The sequence below is a fragment of the Dulcicalothrix desertica PCC 7102 genome, assembly GCF_003991905.1.
Classification (GTDB): Bacteria; Cyanobacteriota; Cyanobacteriia; order Cyanobacteriales; family Nostocaceae; genus Dulcicalothrix; species Dulcicalothrix desertica.
Window position 1 is genome coordinate 331,972 of the sequence record NZ_RSCL01000010.1, and the last position, 22,266, is coordinate 354,237.

Consider the following 22,266-nt stretch of genomic DNA (forward strand, 5'->3'; position numbering starts at 1 on the left):
TCTTCATTCTAATTCGGCAACAAGTATTATGTTTAACAAAAATACCAGTGTGTTTCTACTGGCTTGCTTAGGAGTGCCAGTATGTTTTGTTTTGACTTGTATTGTCGGTTTTGCAGCACCAAAACCAGTTAAAAAACTAGTTTCGACCAGTAAGTTAGAACCTTTATCTCAAACAGCATGTATCGGTATTAGAGATTATGTTGTAGGTAGCCTTAAAAAAAAGCCTTCAGAAATTAAGTTAGAATCACAGATATCATTTGAGGACACAATTAATAAGGTTAAAGGAACTGCGTGTCAGATAACGACGCAAAGCACTGCTAAAAGCTTTAAATCTATTGCCGATGTTGCAAAGCCACTAGAAGCAATACTTATCAAACAAGAATGGAAAGAAGAGAAAAGTGGCGCCGCTGATGGTTCTGAAGGTAAAATAATGAGGTTTAATAAAGGTAATAATTTAGTATTACTCAATATTGAATCAAGTTTGCCTAAAGATGTGAAATGTGCGGCTGATGTACCAATTGATACTTGCTATCAAAATGCAAAGCCTGAACAAATCAAATATAAAATTGTCTTAACCGGAACACGCACAACCAGGTAAGGGCGGGTTAACCGATATCTTGGCACTGAATGAAAAATTTCCTAAACCCGCTCTTAAAGAATGTATTAGTAATTATTAATACATTTTTTTTATGCAGCAGCTACTATAACAGCTTGGATAACAAGAGATGTATAGTGATGTCGAGTGCTGTATGTGTTTAACGACACTATACTTTGCATGTGAAACAATCAGTAATTGATTATGGTTTACATCTATGAATCTACTTGATTGCACAACTTGGATTAAAAAGCTAGTGTTATTAACAACATTAATGGTAGCTACTAGTGTGAGTTTATCATTTGATACTCCCGCAGAAGCACAGTTAAATCCTCGCCCCAGTATTTTTAAGGAGTACCCTTACAGACGCGCTCAAGGGCGTAAAGTTAAACGTGGCTCAACTCTAAGACCCAAAGCTAAACCACCTAATATTAAAGCCAAAAAACGAGGCGCCGTTGCAAATAACCGCAGAAGACCTTTTACGAAAGTGGAAAAAAAATCACCCAATCAACCGTTAACAATAGAATTTCGCGCTCCTGAATATCCTGGTTCACGTTGATGCAGCCTATTATTGAGACAATTCCTTTGCGACACATGGCTTCTGGTGATGTTTTGTCACTACAAGTTTACAAGTTTATCGGCGCCCAATCTGGCAAAAAAGTTTATATCCAATCAAACTTACATGGTGCCGAAATTTCTGGTAATGCTGTAATACATCAGCTTATTGAATTTTTGTTAAGTATCGATGCTACTTATTTAGTCGGGGAAATTTGGCTGGTTCCCGTTTGTAACCCAATGGGAACAAATGAACGCGCACAACACTTTTCGCCAGGACGCTATTGTACCTACGAAGCGAAAGACTGGAATCGGATTTTTTGGGACTACGAAAAAGAAGCTGATGATTTAGCAGCTTTTGCTAAATCTCAACTTCTGCTGGAAATAGAGGTCGTCAGACACAACTATCTAACCATTATCAAGCACAAATTCGCTCAACTTTTAGAAAAAATTAATTCTTCGAGCAGCGTCCCCTTTACTCAAAAGTTCCGCTACAAGCTACAGTCACTTAGTTTAGATGCTGACTATTTGATTGATTTACATAGTTCAACCAATCAAGGGTTGAATTATCTCTATTATTTTCATAACCGTGAACAGAGTTCTAAATATTTTTTACTTGATTTCGGAATTTTACTAGATGAGTATGATGGTGATGCGTTTGATGAAGCTTTTATTAAACCTTGGCTAGCTTTGGAACAGCACTTTCAATCTCTAGGTAGAGAAATTAAGTTTGATGTCGATGCTTGGACTCTTGAGCTTGGTACGGGAATGCAAATTAATTTGGATTCTGTAACGCGAGGTATTGAGGGGATTAAAAATTATTTGATTCAAAAATGCGTTCTTAGTAATTCTCTTTTTTTTGAAAGTACTAGATTAAATAATCAAATGATGTTTATTAGACGCGCTGATATCAAATATTTTGCTCCGATTGGCGGAATGATTCAAGATAGAGTCAATTTAGGTAAGTCTGTGAAAGTGGGAGAAATTATTTATAAGATATTAAGTTTTAATAAGCAGGGTGAGTTACCTCAAGTAATCGATATACACGCGCAAGCCGAGGGGTTAGTTTATGATATTTCGACTAATCAAGCGGTGAATGAAGGCGAATTTGTGATAGGGGTGGGTTAATACAATAATTGTGAATATTTTACGGGCAAGGATTAGAGTTCCACAAGAAGATTATAGTCTAGATATAAGGCATAATAATAGATTAGACTTGGGTGGTAGTATTTACCAGAAATCAAGTAAGGTTAGAATCATAATTTAAGGGTGGAGTTATAAGTGAGCAGTATTGAAAATGACATGTATTCATTTTCAGAAGAGGTGATGATTCCCCAGGCACCTCCTGAATTTAAGTCGGGATTTATCGGTATTATTGGTCGTCCCAATGTCGGTAAATCTACTTTGATGAATCAATTAGTAGGTCAAAAAATTGCCATAACTTCACCCGTGGCGCAAACAACGCGGAACCGTTTGCGTGGAATTTTGACGACACCAAAAGCTCAGTTAATATTCGTCGATACTCCAGGAATTCATAAACCCCATCACCAATTGGGTGAAGTTTTAGTACAAAATGCCAAAATAGCCATTGAATCGGTTGATGTTGTATTATTTGTTGTTGATGCTTCTGTGAGTTGTGGTACGGGTGATTTGTACATTGCTGATTTAGTTAGTCGTAGTCAAACTCCTATAGTTCTAGGATTAAACAAAATTGACCAACAACCACAGAATGCCGATGCAATTGATGCTAGCTATATGCAGATGGCTGAGTTACACAAATGGCAGACGATTAAGTTTTCTGCCCAAAACGGTCAGGGACTGCCACAGCTTGAAGATAAATTAATCGAAAGGTTAGAAACAGGACCCTATTATTATCCACCCGATTTAGTTACCGACCAACCCGAACGCTTTATTATGGGTGAACTTATCCGCGAACAAATACTTTTGCTGACACGCGAAGAAGTTCCTCACTCTGTTGCTGTTGCTATCGACCAGGTTGAGGAAACACCTACTATTACCCGTGTTATCGCGACGATTAATGTTGAGCGCGATTCGCAAAAAGGAATTTTAATTGGGAAAGGTGGAACTATGCTCAAATCTATCGGTAGTGCCGCACGTGAGCAGATTCAAAAATTGATTGCAGGTAAAGTATATCTAGAATTGTTCGTGAAAGTACAGCCTAAATGGCGCCAGTCACGAATTCGACTCGCTGAACTTGGCTATCGAGTTGAAGAATAGTTAAGAATAACATAGTATATTTGATGCATGTTGATAGTTTTTTTGTATGAGTGGGAATAATAATTAAGGAAATTAATAGTTAATTATTTATTCAACTTATAATTACTTTCATTTAAGACGATGGAGCCAAACCAGCAAGAACAGCGACTCGCTGCCGACCAAGATTTCCTTAAATCCCTCAATGAACTAGAAGATATTCTCCAAGAAAACCTTCTAGAAGACGAGGCACCACTACCCGAAGAGCAAATTCCAACTCAGTCACCTGACGAACTAAACATAGACCTGGCAGCTTGGGAGGATGCAGTCGCTGACATCGAACAATATTTTGAAAGTAAGCACAAAAAAGACCCCTCATCGTAATAATTACTTCAGTAATTACTGAATTACTAAAGTAATTATTACAATGAATGCTTCTGTCGCATTGCTTCGTATAGCAGCAGTGCTGAGGCAATGGCAACGTTTAATGACTCAACGTTTGCGCTAAGGGGTATATTCACTTGTATATCCGCCATTGCCACCAATTCTTCTGATAACCCCGCACCCTCATTACCTAACAAAATCAAACTTGGTTTTTGCCAGTCTACTTCCCAATAAGTTTTTGCGGCGCCTGGTAATGTTGCCACTATTTGCATTCCAGCGTTTTTAGCTAAACTAACTGTATTTTTTAAATCTTCGCTTACAGACATTGGAACTCTCAACCATTGCCCTGCGCTCGCTCTCATCACTTTAGGGTTGTCTAAATCGACACTCCCTTTACTAAGCCATAGTCCAGATACACCCGCACCAGCAGCCGTGCGAACAATTGTACCTAAATTACCTGGGTCTTGAATTGTCTCTAAAGCAAGCACTAACCCAGAAAATGGTATTTTTTTTACTTGATAATTCCGCTTGGCCGTTGTAACAACTCCATCCGGTTGTACTGTTGTTGCTAACGCACTTAATACTTCTTCACTGACTACTTCTGCACGCATACATTTTTGAGAAGCTTTCTCCCACAGTTCAAAATGTGTTGTTTGCCATTTTTCTGTGCAACATAAAGTCATTAAAGGATAATCAACAGCATAAGCTTCTTCTAGCAAATGCGTTCCTTCGAGTAATAGCAAATCCTGACTGTGACGCTCTTTAGAAGAGTGCAGCTTGCGAATTTGCTTTACTAGAGGATTTTGTAAACTTGTTAACATAAATAGTGTAAAGTTCTGAGTGCTGAGTGCTAAGTAGGAGTTTAAAGATATTACTCAGCACTCAGCACTTTTAACTCAGCACTTCTCTTTGCACTCAGCACTTTTTACTTATTAAAATGCGGAACTCGGGACTTGAACCCGAAAGCCTTGCGGCACATGAACCTGAATCATGCGCGTCTGCCAATTCCGCCAGTTCCGCTGGCTTGTTTTAACTAACAGTCTATAATTGTGACTTACTTATCTTTTCTTGTCAATACCGTACTTTTGACTCTTGATGTAATTATTTTCTTGTTTATGTAGTCTAAAAATGTAGACAAATTAATTCTTTACTGTAGAATCTTAACCAACTTCCAACGTATAAATTTAATTCTTGTTTCTGGAGGGTAGGCTTATCAGTCCACTTAGCGGCTTATCAGATGCCAAGTCGTCACCCGAAGCAGACTCCTCAGTCTTGCAAATATGGGGAGGGCATCCTTTACAGGGCCATGTCAAAATTAGCGGAGCCAAAAATTCGGCGCTGGTGTTAATGGCTGGTGCTTTACTATGTTCTGAAGATTGCCGCATTCGCAACGTGCCAATGCTGGCTGATGTGGAGCGCATGAGTCAAGTTTTATTAGCTTTGGGTGTTGGTGTTAAGCGCGATGGCGAAGTATTAGATATCAACGCCAAAGACTTTGCTACTTCTAAAGCTCCTTATGAACTTGTCACCCAGTTACGAGCAAGCTTTTTTGCAATTGGTTCGATTTTAGCCCGATTGGGTGTAGCTCAAATGCCTTTGCCTGGTGGTTGTGCCATTGGCGCCAGACCTGTAGACTTACATGTTCGTGGTCTACAAGCGATGGGAGCAGAAGTACAAATTGAACATGGCATTTGTAACGCTTACGTTCCTGGTAGTAACCGTAGGCTCAAAGGCGCCAAAATTTATCTTGACTCTCCTAGTGTAGGCGCCACCGAAACCTTAATGATGGCGGCAACATTGGCAGACGGTGAAACTCTGATTGAAAATGCTGCTCGTGAACCAGAAGTAGTTGATTTAGCGAACTTCTGTAAGTCGATGGGCGCCAAAATTCAGGGTGCTGGCACAAGCACAATTACAATTGTTGGTGTAGAAAAATTACATTCAACTGATTACACAGTAATTCCTGACCGTATAGAAGCAGGCACGTTTTTAACAGCGGGCGCAATTACACGTTCAGATTTATTATTATCACCAGTAGTACCCGAACATCTTTTGCCAGTTATTGCCAAACTACGAGAAATGGGGGTTCCCATTATTGAGGAAGGAACTAATAGTCTACGTATCAAGCCAGCAGATGCTCTTAAAGCTGCTGACATTGAAACGTTGCCACATCCAGGTTTTCCTACCGATATGCAAGCTCCATTTATGTCGTTGATGGCTGTAGCAGATGGCGATAGCTTAATAAACGAAACTGTATTTGAAAATCGCCTGCGTCACGCTTCAGAACTAAATCGTTTAGGAGCTGATATTCGCGTTAAAGGCAATATTGCTTTTATTCGAGGAGTGCCTGTACTATCTGGTGCGCCTGTAATTGGTAGTGATTTACGTGCTGCTGCTGCTTTAGTTGTAGCTGGTTTAGCCGCTAGCGGTCTAACAACCATCAAAGGATTACAGTTTTTAGACCGAGGTTACGACCGTCTTGATTTGAAATTACTTTCAGTAGGAGCAAAAATTAAGCGCGTCTCCGAAGCTGAAACTGAAGCAGATGAAACCGCACCTTATTTGGCGCCAAAGTAAAACCAAAATCAAATTTTTGATTTGATTATAATCAACTCTTGTGGGTTGGGCATCCTTGCCCGACCCTTTATATTATCTCGTTATAATATCTATAGCAATTGGTGCGTTACGCACCCCACTACACTTAATTATGTCTATATTAAAAAATCAATTAATTGGTTTGAAAGCTGACTCATTTCGCCATCCTCTTGACTTAGAAGCCACCAAAGCGCTCAAGCAAATACCAGGACTGGATATGATGGTGCGTAACCTTTTAGGACCTCTGGCAGAACAGGTTTTTTACGTCGAAAATATTGCTTCCAGTGTTTTGGTTGGACAAAACCAACTCCCAGAACTTCACAATTTGCTCCTCGAAGCTTGTAAAATGCTCGATATTGAGCCACCACAACTTTACATTCGACAACATCCGGCGCCAAATGCCTATACTTTTGCAATGCGTGGTAAACAACCATTTATCGTGGTTCACACTTCGCTCATCGATATGCTAACTCCTCAAGAAATTCAAGCAGTTATCGCACACGAGTTAGGACATCTTAAATGTGACCATAGCGTTTATTTAACTCCAGTTAATTTACTAATTCTAGCCGCTACTGCTGTCCCTACAGTCGGCGCCTTTCTTGCCCAAGCTATACAAGCACAGCTTTTAGAGTGGGTACGATGTGCTGAATTTACCTGCGACCGTGCTGCATTACTCGCAACTGGTGACCCCAAGGTCGTAATGTCAGTACTCATGAAACTTGCTGGTGGTTCCCCAAAGATAGCGCCGCAACTCAACCTTGATGCATTTATTGCTCAAGCACGCGACTATGATGATATTAGTAAGACCGAAATTGGCGAAACCTTTAAAGCTGCACGCACCGCTCAACTTACCCACCCAGTCCCTGTACTACGCGCTCGCGAAATTGACCGCTGGTCTTCTAGCAAAGAATATCAAAAACTATTGCAAAATCATACGAAGGTAGATTATAATAATGAGGTTGCACCCAAGGGCGGGTGGCGAAACTGGTAGACGCAGCAGACTCAAAATCTGCCGCCCTATAAAGGCGTGAGAGTTCGATTCTCTCCTCGCCCATGTTTGTAAATAACACAAAACTTTAAATCAGAAGTTCTGGATAAGAAAAGACGTAATTTAATACGTCTTTTTTTTTGTTCAAGTAATAATCGCTACAGATAAGTATAATTTAATAGGTTTTGATATATAAATATGAATTTTTGATTGATTTTTAGTTGTAAATGCGTACTTTTCCGGAATCAGATACTTTTTAATGTCAATGGAAATGTGAGCGGTAGTAAAACGATATACAATGAGCGATATTGGGCTGCTGATGACGAGCATATTGGTAATGAGGCAAAAAGTTTCTGACAATTTGCCCCAACAGCTTGTGGTTCAGCACGAAAACGATTTATTTAATACAAATTCAACACATTTACCCAATTCAACTGCAACGCTTCAGGTGACACCACCTGAGTTTACTCAGCTTGGTGATACTTCTCCTGCTGTCGTATTTTCATCTAATTATAAAGTAAAAGGAATACTAAGTAATATTTTAGCTAAAGTTGTTTCTGAAAAACAGTTATTGACACAAGGAGAAATAGTTGCAGATAAAGACAATAATTATGTGATAGTAGCAATTAACCGTAGAAGAACTACGAGCAGTCTTCCAACGGTAGAATTTGGTGATTCAGGTACTTCAGTACGAGTTATACAAAAGTTATTAGTATCCAGTGGTTATAGTATAGAAGTAGATGGTTTTTTTGGCGCCTTGACTGAAACCGCTGTCAAAGCTTTTCAATATCAACGTAATATAGTAGTCGATGGAATCGTTGGACAAAATACTTGGCTCGAATTAACAAGATGAGAAGTCTTGGTCTATACAAAGAAACCGGGTTCCTACGCAAATCGTCATTGTTATTGCAATATATCAATAAAGAAACCCGGTTTCTAAGATTCTATACGTCAGTTCTGTAAATTTGGCGCCAACGTAGCAAAATTAATGACATAGACCGCTATTGGCAAGTGCTAGTTCTCCGTTTTGAATTATAAAGGTGTCAGCTTCAATAATTTCTGTTGATATTTGAGTATTGGGTAAAGTTGTACGAGTATTAGGGTTCCTTAAGTCATTCCAAATTGCCTGTCCAAGTAAATTTTTTGTCGGGTTTTGCGGTATTCCCCCTCTTCCTGTAATCGTAAAGTGACTGCGTGCGGTTTTGACGGTGCTACATTGTGATGATATTTGGGGAGTTTCAATAATTTGAACTGGTAGTGGAGTTTGGTTAGTTGTTGGATCGGTTTCATTTGTGTTAATTTTGACGACTCCGTTTAGTGAAGGATTACCACCTGATGCAATTATGTCACTAAATGGGGTCGGTGTTAGACGATACTCCATTCCGATTAAACCTTGTGTATTAATTAAAACTTGACCTCCAAAACTATTAGCGGAATTTGCTGTTATATCGCTGTTTTCTAAGGCAAGAAGTGTATCTGTATTAATAGTAATATTACCTCCATTTGCCTGCGTACCACGTGCGTTGGTTGTGATACGACTTTGGTTACTAAGTGTTAATTGTTTCGTGGTTAAAAAAATATCACCTCCTCTTCCTTGAAAAGTGGTAGCGGTAAGTTCTGAATTATTGGCTAATTCAATATTTTTACTGTAAATTTCTAATTTGCCGCTATTACCAAACCCTTCATTACGAACGCTAATACGTGCAGAGTCTTGAATTGTAACTTTTGGAGAGGTGATGGTAACACTACGTGATTCACCTTGAGGAATTGCTGGAAGTGGACCACCAAAAGAATCTCTCAACTGAGGTGGAGCTATATTGACACTAGAACGAATTTGGCTAGGAATTAATGAACCTGGGTAAATTCCTCTTACTATTACTGATTCTTTAGCATTAATGTTTATTCTGCCAGCTTTGGCATCTGAGTAAATAGTTGTGCTAACTAAACCACCATCAAGTACTTCTAGTTTATTAGTATTAATATTAATATTTCCTGGTTCGCCTGTACTTAAAGATGATGCACTAATAGCACTCACAACAAAGCCAGGGGCGCCATATGTTCCAATAACAGAGACTTTATCACTAGCTTCAATATTAACATTACCACCTTTACCGTTGTTCCATACCAAGGCGCTGATACTTGCTCCTTTAGTTACATCTAGGGTTGAGGTTTTTATGTTTGTGTTACCAGCAGTACCTGAACCACCTGTTTGGGCGCCTATAAAAGTTATTCTCGCAGGACTTGCGGCAGATACACCATCAATTTTGAGAGTTTCGCTACGAATATTAACATCACCGCTATTTCCAGAACTGTTGTTGCGGTTAGTAATTGTACTGCCATCAGTTAAGTTAATCGTTTTTGCTTGAATATTAATATCACCGCTTCTTCCTATATCTGCTGCTTCGCTAACTATTCCCGCACGTAGTAAAGCAGCAAAATTATCACCACGAATATTAAGTGTTTGTGCAGTGACGTTAATATCACCACCACGACTAGAGTTAAAGTTTTGCGAGATGGCAACACTACCACCCAACATATTGATTTCGCGTCCACGCAACGTTATTTCACCCGATGGTGCTGTGTGTCCACCACTGGTATTTATCCCAGCACGGTTAATTAAGTCAATATCACCCGATGGTATTTTTGACTCATAAGAAAAAGATATTATATTTGGATTATTAATCTTTACAGTTTCGTTTTGTGCAGTACCGATATGAACGTCACCACCATTACCACCAACTGTTCCACCATTAAGTTCAAAAGTACCAGCGATTAATGCTAAAGTTTTACCACTGTTAACATTTAGTTGACTAGGAACTGTGGTTTGAAATATTGGAATATTTGCGGCACCACTACCGCGCATTTGATATCCTGTACCTGTAACTAATATTGATTTTGGTAAGTCATTATTAAATACTAATCCAATGGGAGCGCTGATAGTTAATAGTGGTTGCCTTGGCGCCTGAATAGCTGTATCAAATAAAGTACCATCGGCGAACTCTAGCTGTGAAGCTGTTGAAGCTATAAACGAACCCCCAACATTTAACCGCGCGTTGGAACCAAATATAATACCATTAGGATTCAACAGATATAAATTGGCGCCACCAATCACGGTAATTACACCATCTATTTTGGAAACATTCCCTCCTGTTACTCGCGTAAATATATTATTTGTATTATTTGCATTAAAAATTACTTCATTATTCGTATTAATACTGAAATCACTGAAACTGTGAAATAAGTTTGAACCGACTTGTATACCACCATTAACGGTAATTTGATTACCAACTTGGTTGATTGTAGTTGGGTTTTGCAGAGTACTATCAGGTGTAACTGCTATACATGGCGCCGACCATCCTGCAATCGTAGTTATACTTGTATATACAATCTGCATAAGTAAATTACGGTAGTAAGGCATTATACAAGGATTTATTATTTAAAAATTTTGTTCTTATATATTTACCACAATAATGTTGTAGAGACGTTACATGTAACGTCTCTACATGGTAATGTTTCTACGTGTGATGTATGATACTATATACTTACCGATATTTATGCTGTTCTAACAATTGCTGCGCGCGAGGTTTATAGATAAGGTGAAACAATGCTTCAATATAACGTAACAAGTCTTCACGCTTTTCTTTGGATATAAAATTCCAGAAACCGTATGTACGTGCAAGAGATAAAAGTTTAGTTGTATGAATTTTCCAGGTGTAAGCAGTATAAACTCTTTCAATACCGCGCTTTGAAATTTCATCCCAGTAAGCAGGGTTACTATCGCATTTAGTCACAAAGTCGTAAAGTTTGCTGGCAGTCTCTTCCAAATTGGTAGGGTTGATATAAAAACCGTTGACTTTATCTTGAATGATTTCTAGCGGTCCACCAAACTGAGTTGCAAAAGTTGGCATTCCTGTAATCATCGCTTCTAATATAGTCAGACCAAAAGCTTCAAATAATGCAGGTTGAACAAAAATACCCTTATGGTCGGCAATAACACGGTAAATTTCGCCAGAGTCTGTTTTAGAAAGACGCACACCTAACCAACGAATTTTCCCATACAGGTTGTACTCGTCGATAATTTGATAAAGTTTAATAATTTCATCACGTTCCTCATTATCACCTGACTCTTCAACTCGTAACTTTCCTGCAACTAAAATTAAATTGCAGTGTTCTTGTAATTCTTGACTTTTACCAAAACATTCAGCTAAACCTGTTAAATTTTTGATACGGTCTAGACGTGCCATTGAGAAAATAGGACGTTTACTTGGGTCTTCTAGTTTTCCATATATTAGTGCAGGGTCATCGAGAGTAAACAACATTTCTTCGAGTCTGAGTCTGTCAGTTTCAACTCGCTCTTCGTTACGGGTGTAGGGAAAATAGTAACTTTCGTTTACTCCTGGTGGAACTACGTTGAATTTTGGACTAAATAATTCAATCCCATTTACAACGTGGTAAAGTTCGGGCATTGTAAAACATTTGTACGATTCATATTGTCCAATACTATCTGGGGTGCCAACAATTTCTTGATAGGTACTACTAATTACAAAATTAGCAGCATTCATTGCCAACAAGTCAGCGGTGAACTGCATAGAGAAATGATACTTTTCTTCTAAATCTTGCCAGTAAAGGTTGCTAAATAAGTATTTAGATTTTTCTAAAGCGTGTGCGATATTGCACTGAGTCACTTTCATTCGACGTGCAAGTAAAAACGCTACCAAGTTACCATCCGAATAATTACCGACGATTAAATCGGGTCTACCTTGAAATTCCCCTATTAATTCTCGTTCAGCATCAATAGCATAAGTTTCTAAATACGGCCAAATCTCAAATCTGGATATCCAGTTTTGTGTCATATTTGGGTTAAACTCGCGGAACGGTACACGTAAAATCCAAGCATTTGTAGTACCGTAGACTTTTTCTAAACGCTGGTTGCAAAGTGTACCGTCGTTATTGGAAATAAGACGTGACAGAATTATTACTTTTGGTTGTACATTCAGTTCACCGAGTCCTGCTAAAAGCGCATCTTCTTCGAGTTGCGTCTCTAAATTTTTAGCTTGGTCGAGTACATAAACGACTTGACCCCCGGTATCTGGTCTTCCTAATACTCCTTCTTGTCCAAACCATCCATGAGGTGATACCAATACTATATTGAATATCATTGGGATGCGTGATATGAAAGTTTCCAGAGTTTGAGGCGCCGGAGAGTCGATTAAATCATCTAGAATATTAAGAGTTTCAAGGACTCGTGCAGCAGTATTTCCCCAACCTGGTTCAAACCCCATCGTTTGTAAGTCCAAACGAAACGTTTCTAACGGTTCATATAATGGAAGGTTGCTGATAAATGCAATAGCTGCTTTAATTTTTTCTGAAAGATGCTGCTGAGATTGAATGCGTCCATTGATTAGTAATTGGATACCACGATATTGGTGCAAACGCAAAAAATTAAATAAACTTTCTTGCCATTGTTTCGGGTCAGCAAAAAGTTTACTCGAAAGGTAACGGTTGAGAAACTCCACACCTTTCCCAATATTTTTAGGGTCGCGAATTATGGGTGAATAATCGTAAAATGGACCAAAATCAATTTCTAATAAGTCACCTTCGTTTGGATAATAGCGGTTAACCAAACGGTCACGCATATCCAAAAGGTCTTGCACAGTCATCGCTTCAATACTCAAATCAGAAGTCAACAAGTAAACTTCTTGACTCGCTATTTTAGAACGAATAATAAAGCAAAGATTAGAGTCTTCTTGAATTATCTCTTGAGTATAATAAATTAGCTTACTTAGATGTGAACTTTGAGTATGAGCATTTTTTTGATGTTTTGTACAAAAATCTTCATATAAATTTAAAATGTCGTTCCGCAATAAATAACGCTTCTCACACAAACGTAATTCACTCATCAATGAACGTAAATCATTTTTTTCATCACTATTTAGGACTGCTTGCAATAATTCAGACATGATATACCTTGTTTTTTATTTTTATTCGCCCAAAGTTATACTTACACTAACTACAAGTTCCTTGCACTCTAACTAAAGAGATAATCCTGCCAACGGATGTAACGGATGGTTGATTTTTAACAAAAGTTTATTTTGCGAGTTTTTTATTTCAGCTAATTTTAATATTAGTAAAGTTAAATCAAGTTTTGAATAGATAGATATTATAACTCAGCCAATATGTCTATAATTGCAGTACAAAATCCAGAAACAAATCCATTTTGGGTTTCAGTGATTAAATATCACAGGAGATTGGTATGACTAACAATACGCAAAAAGCAATTATTGATGACCATAGTGTCCCTAGCATATTTATGACACTTTTGGCTATCTTTTGCGGTATCACGGTTATTTTCCTTCTAGGCATTTTCTAAATACTAACTGTCGTCATTCTCAATATTGACTGTCATTAGGTTGCTTTATAACTATAAAACTGTAGAGATATTTAACTTTGTAATTCTCTACAGTCTTTTATTACTTATTTGCTTGTATAATTAAGGGCGAACGATGGGACTTGAACCCACGAATGGTGGTACCACAAACCACTGCCTTAACCACTTGGCGACGCTCGCCACGTCACTAAAACATAATAGCACACAAAAAATAAAATAGGCAAGAGTAGTTCAAAAGGAACGGATTGATTTTTTTTCAAGTCTGATAATTATAGCTAATAACCAATTTAAGAGCATGAAATCAGCGATTATTACAGGTGTGGGAGTTTTAGGACTATCTTTGTTGGCTATCGCTATGGTAAAAAGTAATCCTAGCGAGGCTTCCTATCAACAGTATGCTGTCAAAGAACTGTCTAGTTACGTAAAATCCAACGTGTGTAAGAAAAGTCTTGGTATATTAGATAAACTTATTAATAATCAGTGTGACAAATTTGTCGATGCTGCTAGTCCGCAAATGCGCGATATTATTGCTGCTAGCACCGAAAGACACGATTTTATGGTTTTCAGTGTTTACAGTACTGAATTGAAAATCAGTGATTGGGTGCCTTCTTACAAATTTCAGACTTTAGGCGCCTTCGATAAATTCTACACTTACAGCGCACAGCAAAACTAAGGAACGTTTAATAAAACTTTCCCCATTCTTAATTTTGGCTGGATATAATAAAAGCGCCAGTGAATACGGTGCAAAAACTGGCGCCAAGTGTTATCAGGTTATAAGCAAGCACTATTCTATGTTGACTCTACATGATGCACCACGGGGTCAGACACCTGTAGGGTATGACCCCATATTTTAGAGTGTAGAGAGAATATTTTGAGCGCGTTTAATACCTTCGCTATCATTACGCTGGGTATATATTTTGAGAGCTTGTTCAATAGCGAGTTTTGCTTCGGGTTTTCGTTTCAAAGCGAGTAGGGAGTTGGCTTGATTTTCGTATGCAAGTGCGTGGTTGGGGTCACGTTGAAGTACTCGCACGCAGTCTTTGAGTGCATCTTCGTAGCGTTTGCGGGCAAATCTGGCTAAACTACGTTGGTAATAAGCGTCTATATAATTGTTATCTATATCTATGGTTCGGTCGAAGTCTTTTGTTGCATCTCTATATTCACCGATAGCATAACGTGCTATTCCTCGGTTTAAGAAAACTTCTGCCCAGTCGCTAGAGTTATCGATGGCTTTGTTATAATCTTGAATTGCTGCTTGATAGTTTTTGTTGGCAAAGTGTGCGACACCACGTGCGTGATAAGCTGATGCTAGTTTGGGATTGAGACGTAGTGCGGTGGATGCTTCGTTGATGGCAGCAGAATAATTTTTTTGAAGTCTATATATATTAGCTTTGCCGCTGTATGCTTCTGCATAGCTGCCATTAATATTGATTGCTTTATCAAAATCAGCTAAGGCGCCTGTATAATCTTGGGTGAGCGTGCGGGTTATACCTCGGTTGTTATAAGCACGAGCAAAGTTAGCGTCAATTTCTATGGCTTTGTTGTAATCAGCAATGGCGCCTTGGTAATCTTTTAATTTGCTTTTAGCTAAACCGCGATTAGCATAAGCTTCAATGTTACGAGAGTCTGTACTTATAGCTCTATCGTAGTATGAGATGGCGCCTTGGTAGTCACGTCTTCTAAAACGATTATCTCCCCAGAGGTTAAAGTCAGATGCATCTGCTTTAAATGTATCATTGCTTAATCTAGCTGCATCAATATTGGCGCCGCGTAAGTCAGCACCTCGTAAACTCACACCATTTAAATTCGCGTCACGTAAATCAGCATCACGTAAATCAGCATCATCTAAATTGGCGTTAGTTAAATTGGTACTACGTAACTTAGCGTTATTTAAATTAGCATTTCGCAAACTAGCATAACTGAGATTGGCGTTGCTTAACTCTGCTGCGCGTAAATCATACCCGTTTAAATTCGCATTGCTAAGATTAACACCGTTGAGATTTATGTCATTGAGATTGAGACTACGTAAATCAACGCCACTCAAATCAACCCCGCTTAAGTTTACACCGCGCAGGTTCACACGGTCGAGCCTAGCGCCGCGTAACTTGGCATTGCTAAGGGAAACACCATATAAATTTACGTTTCTTAAATCAGTATCCGTTAAATCGGCGCCATTCAAATTCGCGTTACTCAAATCAGCATCGCTCAAATCGGCGCCACTTAAATCAGCATAACTAAGATTAGCATTTTGTAAATCAGACCTTTCCAAATCAGCATCACTCAAATCAGCACTGCTTAAATTGGCATTTCTGAGATTAGCACGATTTAAATCGGCTCTACGTAAGTTAGCGTCATTTAAATCCGCATCTCTAAGGTTTTGCCGACTTAACGAAGCTCCTTGTAAGTCACATTTACGACACTTCTTTGTTTCAAGTAGCTGCTTGACATGTTCAGGTTTTTCTGCTTTTGCGGGTATGTAAGGTAGTAAAGGTATTGATAAGGCAATTAGGGCAAAAAACTTATTGAGTATAGATTTGCGACTGGTTGAAGAATTCATATTTGTCTATTATTGAATAAGGTAATTAATTCAATCAGCATCCAGTATCGCTGACATATATATTGTGTAATTTGTTTCTAAAATAACCTAAGTATTTATAATTAGCATTGTTCCAGCATTGTGGCACAGGCATCCTTGTCTGTGTTATAATGTAATAATATTTACCACAAAGACACAGAGAACGCAGAGGAAGAGAAAGAAAAAAGATAATATATGTGTTCGGTATCTTGGTGAGGAAATCCGTCTGTGGTTCGCTGTCATCAGCCAGTAAAAGACGATAAATTATAAAAGTACGGACAGGTAAGTTGACTTGTTCTTATTTCGGCGCCTAGTACTAGCAAGCGCAACACTCCTACCCAGGTTGGAAGAATATAACCAAAAACGAATTAACAAAAACTCAGGATTGTGTTATGCGTAAAAAATTACAGCGAACTATTAAACCGCTCTTAAAACCGTTACTCCTGCTATGTCTTGTATTTGGCTTGGCATTTAGTCATGTAGATAATGCTTATGCAGCAGGCAGTGGTGGTAGAATCGGTGGTGGTTCTTTTAGAATGCCAAGCAGTAGTCGTCCTTATAGTGGTCCTCGTACTTATGCACCTGGTGGTGGATACGGTGGTGGATACTATCCAGGTGGTGGTGGGTTTGGTTTTCCCTTCCTATTACCATTTTGGGGAATTGGTGGAGGATTTGGTTCTATCTTCGGTATTTTAATATTTTTTGCCGTTGCTAACTTTATCTTGCAAGCGTTCCGTCGTGTTGGCAGTGGTGGTGATTCATCATCATACGAAGAAGCATATACACCTAACCCAACGGTATCGGTAACAAAATTACAAGTAGGATTACTCGCTTCAGCACGTGGGTTACAAGAAGAACTTAACCGAATAGCAGAAACAGCAGATACTAATACAGATGCAGGACGTGCAGAAGTATTACAAGAAGCAAGTTTAGCCTTACTTCGTCACCCTGAATATTGGGTATATGCAGGTGGTAGCACACAACAAGCACGTTTAAACTCCGCAGAAGCAGAATTTAACCGTTTGGCATTAGGGGAACGCAGTAAGTTTACTGAAGAAACCTTATCAAACGTCAATAATCAACTCAAGGGAAACATCGCGCACCAAGACGCTTTACCATCTTCTGGTGAAATCGATAACCCCACCGATTTAATTACCTCTGGCCCAGGAGAATATATAATAGTTACACTCTTGGCAGCTACACTTGGTAAATATGAAATGCCAGCAATAAATGGCGCCGATGAGTTACGTCAAGCACTGCGTCAAATTGGTAGCATATCTAGCGACAAGCTTTTAGCAATTGAAGTATTGTGGACTCCCCAGGCGCCTGGTGATACCTTAACATCAGATGACCTACTCGCAGAATATACTGATTTGAAATTGGTGTAATACCAATTAGTCTGAAAATTTCATAACCCCTTGTAGAGACGCGACATGTCGCGTCTATTTTTGTGGGTTTTGATCTGGGTGGGAAATATACTTGAACTATGATTACGTATATTTAAAGAGGAACGACAGTGAGGAGCAAGCGTAAACTAAGTAAACTAATAATACTTTGCTGTACAACGGCTATTATTCTAAGCTCTGCCCAATTCCAAGGACTAGCAAGCAAAAATGCCCCTGCTATACTAGACACAACTCAACAAGTAACAGGTAGATTTGCCAACCCGCAATTACTATATACTCTTAGGGCACATTCTGGAACAGTTAAATCTCTGGCTTTTAGTCCCGAAGGTAGAGTTTTAGCAAGTGGTGGTGGTGATAACGATGGTCATATATATCTATGGGACACTGTGAAAGGCAGAAAAAAGGGTATAGTCAACCGCGCACATAAAACAGCAGTAGAATCATTATTAATTTCACCCGATGGACAAAATCTAATTAGCTGTAGCAATGATAACAGCATTAATATATGGAATTTAAGAAACAACGAATTTTTAAGGTCTTTCGTTGCTCATAGCACTAACGTCATGTCCCTAGCAGTTACACCAGATAGTAAAGTACTAGTTAGCGGCGCCATAGATGGTATTCGTGTCTGGGACTTATTACAACGGCGCCCGTTAGCAACTTTGGTAAAATACGATAACTTAATTCATTCTGTGGCAATAAGTCCTGACGGTCAAACTTTAGCAAGCGGTGATAGCAAAGGTGTTATCAAACTGTGGAATTTGAGTACAGGTAAAGTCATTCGTGGTTATGTTGCACATTCCGATGCAGTTAGTAGCTTGATATTTAGTCAAAATGGACAAACATTAATTAGCGCAAGTCGTGACCGAACCATTAGACTGTGGAATTTGAATGCAGCAACACTTGAGCGAACATTAACAGGACATAGCGACTGGGTAAATGCAATAGCAGTACATCCGAATGGAGAAATTTTGGCAAGTGCAGGACGTGATGGCGCCAAAATTTGGAATTTAACTACAGGTGAATTAGTAACAAGTTTATACGCTCATACAGACTGGGTAAGTGCAGTAGCATTTAGTCCCGACGGTCAAACCCTAGCAACAGGTGGTTTCGATAAGCGAGTCTATTTGTGGAAGAGTGAGTAATGGCAACGGATTACGTAACGGATGTAACGGATGATTTATGAGTTCATCCGTTACATCCGTTACATCCGTTGCCTAGTTGGATTGAATTCGCGCACTAAGTACTTTGTCTATACGGTCACGTGTTTCTAAAATGTGTGCTTTAGTATATTCGTCTTTTGAGTCTACAGATTTGAGTTTTTCATCGAGTTGTTTGAGCTTATACCAAGCTATGGTACGTGCGTCTTCTGGTATGCGTTCTTGTTCTTTACGCAGCACCATTGAGGTTAAAACGTCTAAGTATTGACGCTGTATACCTCTTCGTAAGCTTGATATTTTAATTTCTCGATTTTTGGATTTGACGACTTCTGTCCAAATTCCTTCTTGTAGAGTATCGAATAACTCAGGGATTGTTAGTGCTTTGTCGGATGCTGATTTTAGTTCGATGTCTTTAATACGTGAGAGACGGTCTCCTGATAGCAAGTCAACTAGTACTGATGTTTGAATAAATAGTACTAAGTCGTGTATTGGGTAGTCTAATCTGCCTACCCGTGTTCTTGTTCCCCAATGGCGCCAGCGAGAAGGCGCTAGTTTGTTTAATAATTCAGGTGGGAAGTTAAAAGCATCTTCGGCAAAGACGTATTTTTGTAATGTCGCTAATGCTTGTCGCTGCTTTTCGACGGGAACTGTTTGGAATGGTAAGCGTTTATCTCCTTCATTGGCACGTACACGGTAAAAAGATTGACCGCCTATATACTTAGTGGTAAAGAAGATATTTTGGAAATAGTTACCAAGAACGGTACCAAATTGTTCGCTAATTTCGCTGTAGTCTCTATCATCTGAAGGATATCGCTTGTTGATTAACTCCCATAGTTGACGAGAGTTCTCAAGTTGCCATTGTGAGTAAAGTAGCACATTACCGCTATTGTCCCAAGCGTTAACGGTTGGGTCGAGGTCGAGCATGTCCTCGTCGGTGGCATAACTATACTCAGGTTTGCTCGATTCTTTTGCCATTGTCTCAAGGAATGGTTTCTCAGCGCCTGTTGTTGGAACTGGAATTTGTGTATATCCGTATTTAATTACCCATTCGTCGTAGGGACCAATCATGTTGGGGAAGTAATCGCCTTGTTTTACACCTTTGGGTGCTATGTTTGGGGGGATATAATCCATTACTGATGTTGTTAAACCACGTTTGTGGGTGACTTCGGTATTATTCATTTCCTCTGGTTTTAGCATGGTGCTGCCACGGAAATTATGCCGTAAGCCTAATGTGTGCCCGACTTCATGGGCAATAATTAACCTAAGATACTCGTGAATATAAGTTTTGATTTGTTCGTTTGTTGAAAGGGCGCCTGGTAATATCGTCATCGCCATTTTACCAAAAGCGAACTGATTTACTGCTTCCATTCCGTAACATAAATCATACTCGCCTGCGAGACGCGAAATGCGACCAAGAAAGTTGGAAGCATCTGGTTTACCTTTATCTCCTAATGCTCTTGCTTCAAGTCCGTTGGCACATAACATCCGGTTTTGCATCAACGTACTAATTGAAGTTCTGTTTTGCACCTGGTTGGGTTGAACGATTTGCCGATAGTCATTTTTTAACGCACGCACAAAACTAGCATCGACTAAAATGTCCGCATCCAAAATTTCCCCATTCAATGGGTTAACACGCGATGGACCCATTGCAAAGTAACCATCAACGGTATTTATCCAGCGAATTGTATTATAACGAATGTCGGCGGGGTCCCAAGTGGCATTATCAGGCATTTGCTTGACCTGAATTGCATCTCTAAATCCTGCTTTCTCAAATGCTTGGTTCCACATTAAAACACCATCGCGAATTGCACTGCGGTATTCTAGGGGAACTGCGTTGTCTATCCAGAACACTATTGGCTTTTTGGGTGGTGATATTGCCGCATTCGGGTCTTGCTTTTCTAAATTCCAACGGTTGATATAACGAACGAACGGGTCGTTGCGGTCATCGTTCGATAAATCTTGATAAGCTGTGACAAAGTATCCTACACGTTCGTCAGCTAAACGAGGACGATAATTATTATCGGGTAATTGCGATAAGCTGTAGTGAACTCGCAGTGTAAACCCACGACTATCAGCTAAAGTCTCAAAATTTGGTAGTCCTAATTCCTTGCCGCGACTACTGCCACCACCCCCAATAAAATTCATTATCGATTCGATTTCTAAGTTTTGCGGAAAAGCTTTTGCGTCTCCAAAATATGACTGGTCACCACCTGCACTAACTCCGATACTTGCCGATAACCCTGATACATCGGTTAATAAAATATCGCCTAAGTCAATTAAAAGCGTCTTGCGTTCAGGATGAATACTTTTGAGTTGAATGCTATATAGAACCGAGTCGCTGAAAGACCGTGCGAGTGACCGAGCTTGTGGGTCGCCTTCACGGGTACGAAAATTAACATTACGAACAACAAATTGCAAGTTGTTATTTACACGCTTAAAGTAAAATAAAAAATCTTGCAGTGGCATACCGCTATATATACCACCTTCTCCGATACCCGACTCTAGGGTTGCGGTTGCCAGAAAATTTTTGTTTAGCTGTTCTGGTTTAATCTCTAGATAAATTTTATTTTTTTCTTTATTTCTATACAGAGTAAATAAACCTTCTGAGCGCTGTGTGTCTTTGGTGACCTCATCAAACGGTTCTAAGTCATCGCGTTTTGCTGGTTTTGGCGCCTCCGCAGGTTTTTTCGTTGAACTTGAAGGCGCCTTAGCGAGTTGTAACAGAGGTTGTTGGTTGGCTTTTTTGACATCATCGACCACCCACGCGAAATTTTGTGGTTGTACTTGCTTATTCTGATTTAACACCCATACCTGACCCTTGCCCAACCGTTGTTGTCGTTTGAACTTGTCTGCTCCCTTGGTTTTTTCTTCTACACGAACCCGCGTACCGTTGTCAACAGCAGTTTGTGCAACTGCATTAATTGAATAGGTCATTAAGCTGGCGGTAGTAATACCTATTACCAAACCACGTAACAAAACAATATAAGAAGTTAATCGCTTCATCCAAGTCACCCTACTGTGTAATTAACAGCGTTACATTTGTTTACTGTGTCGTACCTGTAACTATTTTGGTACTGTCTTACTGTAGTATTCTTGCGAACAATTATGTCTGTAGCAAAAAATACGTAATTTTTTTTAGATTTGACTAGTAAATAAGCAGCTGGAAATAGTATAAACAACTTAATCACAAACTTTATCTTTGCCAAAAAGTGAAATACTCTTTTACCAGAGATTTTATTTTGTTCTAAGATGAGCCTCGTAGTCAGTCAGGAGGGAACTTTATTATTATCGTGTACTAAAAAGATTTAATGTATGAAATAACACGCTACTAAGTAGCTTGATAAAAGCTTGCTAGTAAGTATAATCCCTTGATTACAACCTTTGCGGGTAATTATAATATAGTATG

The 22,266-nt window shown here is 39.1% G+C and carries 16 protein-coding genes and 3 tRNA genes; 12 read left to right on the plus strand and 7 right to left on the minus strand.

Annotation, left to right across the window (positions count from 1 at the left end):
- Positions 1-28 precede the first annotated feature (28 nt).
- From DSM106972_RS22440 to DSM106972_RS22460, 5 genes are all read left to right on the plus strand, one after another.
- Entirely contained in the window at positions 29-598 is a 570-nt protein-coding gene (locus DSM106972_RS22440; RefSeq protein ID WP_127082797.1) for a hypothetical protein, read from the plus strand.
- 214 nt (positions 599-812) lie between these two features.
- On the plus strand, positions 813-1,154 hold the full coding sequence (locus tag DSM106972_RS22445; RefSeq protein ID WP_127082798.1) for a hypothetical protein: 342 nt from the start codon (positions 813-815) through the stop codon (positions 1,152-1,154).
- Entirely contained in the window at positions 1,154-2,278 is a 1,125-nt protein-coding gene (locus tag DSM106972_RS22450) for a M14 family metallopeptidase (protein WP_127082799.1), read from the plus strand. The genes DSM106972_RS22445 and DSM106972_RS22450 overlap by 1 nt, the downstream gene beginning before the upstream one ends.
- Positions 2,279-2,431: 153 nt before the next feature.
- Positions 2,432-3,388, plus strand: a complete 957-nt coding sequence (gene era, locus DSM106972_RS22455; RefSeq protein ID WP_127082800.1) for a GTPase Era — start codon at positions 2,432-2,434, stop codon at positions 3,386-3,388.
- A 120-nt stretch (positions 3,389-3,508) separates the two neighbouring features.
- Positions 3,509-3,748, plus strand: a complete 240-nt coding sequence (locus DSM106972_RS22460; RefSeq protein WP_127082801.1) for a hypothetical protein — start codon at positions 3,509-3,511, stop codon at positions 3,746-3,748.
- A gap of 38 nt (positions 3,749-3,786) precedes the next feature.
- Here DSM106972_RS22460 and DSM106972_RS22465 read toward each other — a convergent pair whose 3' ends face one another.
- The gene (locus DSM106972_RS22465) at positions 3,787-4,569 is read right to left on the minus strand and encodes a TrmH family RNA methyltransferase (RefSeq protein WP_127082802.1); all 783 of its coding nucleotides are present in this window, start codon (positions 4,567-4,569) and stop codon (positions 3,787-3,789) included.
- Between the two features lie 117 nt (positions 4,570-4,686).
- Positions 4,687-4,768, minus strand: a tRNA-Leu gene (locus tag DSM106972_RS22470).
- A 177-nt stretch (positions 4,769-4,945) separates the two neighbouring features.
- On the opposite strand from DSM106972_RS22470, the gene murA reads away from it, so the two are divergent.
- The 4 genes from murA (at position 4,946) to DSM106972_RS22490 (ending at position 8,184) form a co-directional block, all read left to right on the plus strand.
- Complete coding sequence (gene murA / locus DSM106972_RS22475; protein ID WP_127082835.1) at positions 4,946-6,325, plus strand: UDP-N-acetylglucosamine 1-carboxyvinyltransferase; 1,380 nt, start codon at positions 4,946-4,948, stop codon at positions 6,323-6,325.
- Positions 6,326-6,455: 130 nt separating this feature from the next.
- A complete protein-coding gene (locus DSM106972_RS22480; protein ID WP_127082803.1) occupies positions 6,456-7,334 on the plus strand; it encodes a M48 family metallopeptidase in 879 nt (292 codons plus the stop codon).
- A tRNA-Leu gene (locus DSM106972_RS22485) sits at positions 7,313-7,397 on the plus strand. The genes DSM106972_RS22480 and DSM106972_RS22485 overlap by 22 nt, the downstream gene beginning before the upstream one ends.
- Before the next feature lie 232 nt (positions 7,398-7,629).
- On the plus strand, positions 7,630-8,184 hold the full coding sequence (locus DSM106972_RS22490) for a peptidoglycan-binding domain-containing protein (protein WP_127082804.1): 555 nt from the start codon (positions 7,630-7,632) through the stop codon (positions 8,182-8,184).
- A gap of 132 nt (positions 8,185-8,316) precedes the next feature.
- Here DSM106972_RS22490 and DSM106972_RS22495 read toward each other — a convergent pair whose 3' ends face one another.
- The 3 genes from DSM106972_RS22495 to DSM106972_RS22505 form a co-directional block, all read right to left on the minus strand.
- Positions 8,317-10,749, minus strand: a complete 2,433-nt coding sequence (locus DSM106972_RS22495) for a two-partner secretion domain-containing protein (protein WP_127082805.1) — start codon at positions 10,747-10,749, stop codon at positions 8,317-8,319.
- 124 nt (positions 10,750-10,873) lie between these two features.
- Positions 10,874-13,291 (minus strand): sucrose synthase, encoded by a 2,418-nt coding sequence (locus DSM106972_RS22500; RefSeq protein WP_127082806.1) that lies wholly within the window; start codon positions 13,289-13,291, stop codon positions 10,874-10,876.
- A 535-nt stretch (positions 13,292-13,826) separates the two neighbouring features.
- A tRNA-His gene (locus DSM106972_RS22505) sits at positions 13,827-13,899 on the minus strand.
- A 115-nt stretch (positions 13,900-14,014) separates the two neighbouring features.
- On the opposite strand from DSM106972_RS22505, the gene DSM106972_RS22510 reads away from it, so the two are divergent.
- Positions 14,015-14,392, plus strand: coding sequence for a DUF4359 domain-containing protein (locus DSM106972_RS22510; RefSeq protein WP_127082807.1), 378 nt, complete (start codon positions 14,015-14,017; stop codon positions 14,390-14,392).
- Positions 14,393-14,569: 177 nt separating this feature from the next.
- Here the strand turns inward: DSM106972_RS22510 and DSM106972_RS22515 are convergent, their stop codons facing one another.
- Complete coding sequence (locus DSM106972_RS22515) at positions 14,570-16,276, minus strand: pentapeptide repeat-containing protein (RefSeq protein WP_127082808.1); 1,707 nt, start codon at positions 16,274-16,276, stop codon at positions 14,570-14,572.
- A gap of 410 nt (positions 16,277-16,686) precedes the next feature.
- Here DSM106972_RS22515 and DSM106972_RS22520 point away from each other — a divergent pair, with 410 nt between their 5' ends.
- The gene (locus DSM106972_RS22520; RefSeq protein WP_127082809.1) at positions 16,687-17,682 is read left to right on the plus strand and encodes a DUF1517 domain-containing protein; all 996 of its coding nucleotides are present in this window, start codon (positions 16,687-16,689) and stop codon (positions 17,680-17,682) included.
- Between the two features lie 128 nt (positions 17,683-17,810).
- Positions 17,811-18,845, plus strand: a complete 1,035-nt coding sequence (locus tag DSM106972_RS22525) for a WD40 repeat domain-containing protein (RefSeq protein WP_127082810.1) — start codon at positions 17,811-17,813, stop codon at positions 18,843-18,845.
- A gap of 72 nt (positions 18,846-18,917) precedes the next feature.
- Here DSM106972_RS22525 and DSM106972_RS22530 read toward each other — a convergent pair whose 3' ends face one another.
- Positions 18,918-21,863: a zinc-dependent metalloprotease gene (locus DSM106972_RS22530; RefSeq protein WP_127082811.1), complete on the minus strand. Its 2,946-nt coding sequence runs from the start codon at positions 21,861-21,863 to the stop codon at positions 18,918-18,920.
- Positions 21,864-22,266 lie beyond the last annotated feature (403 nt).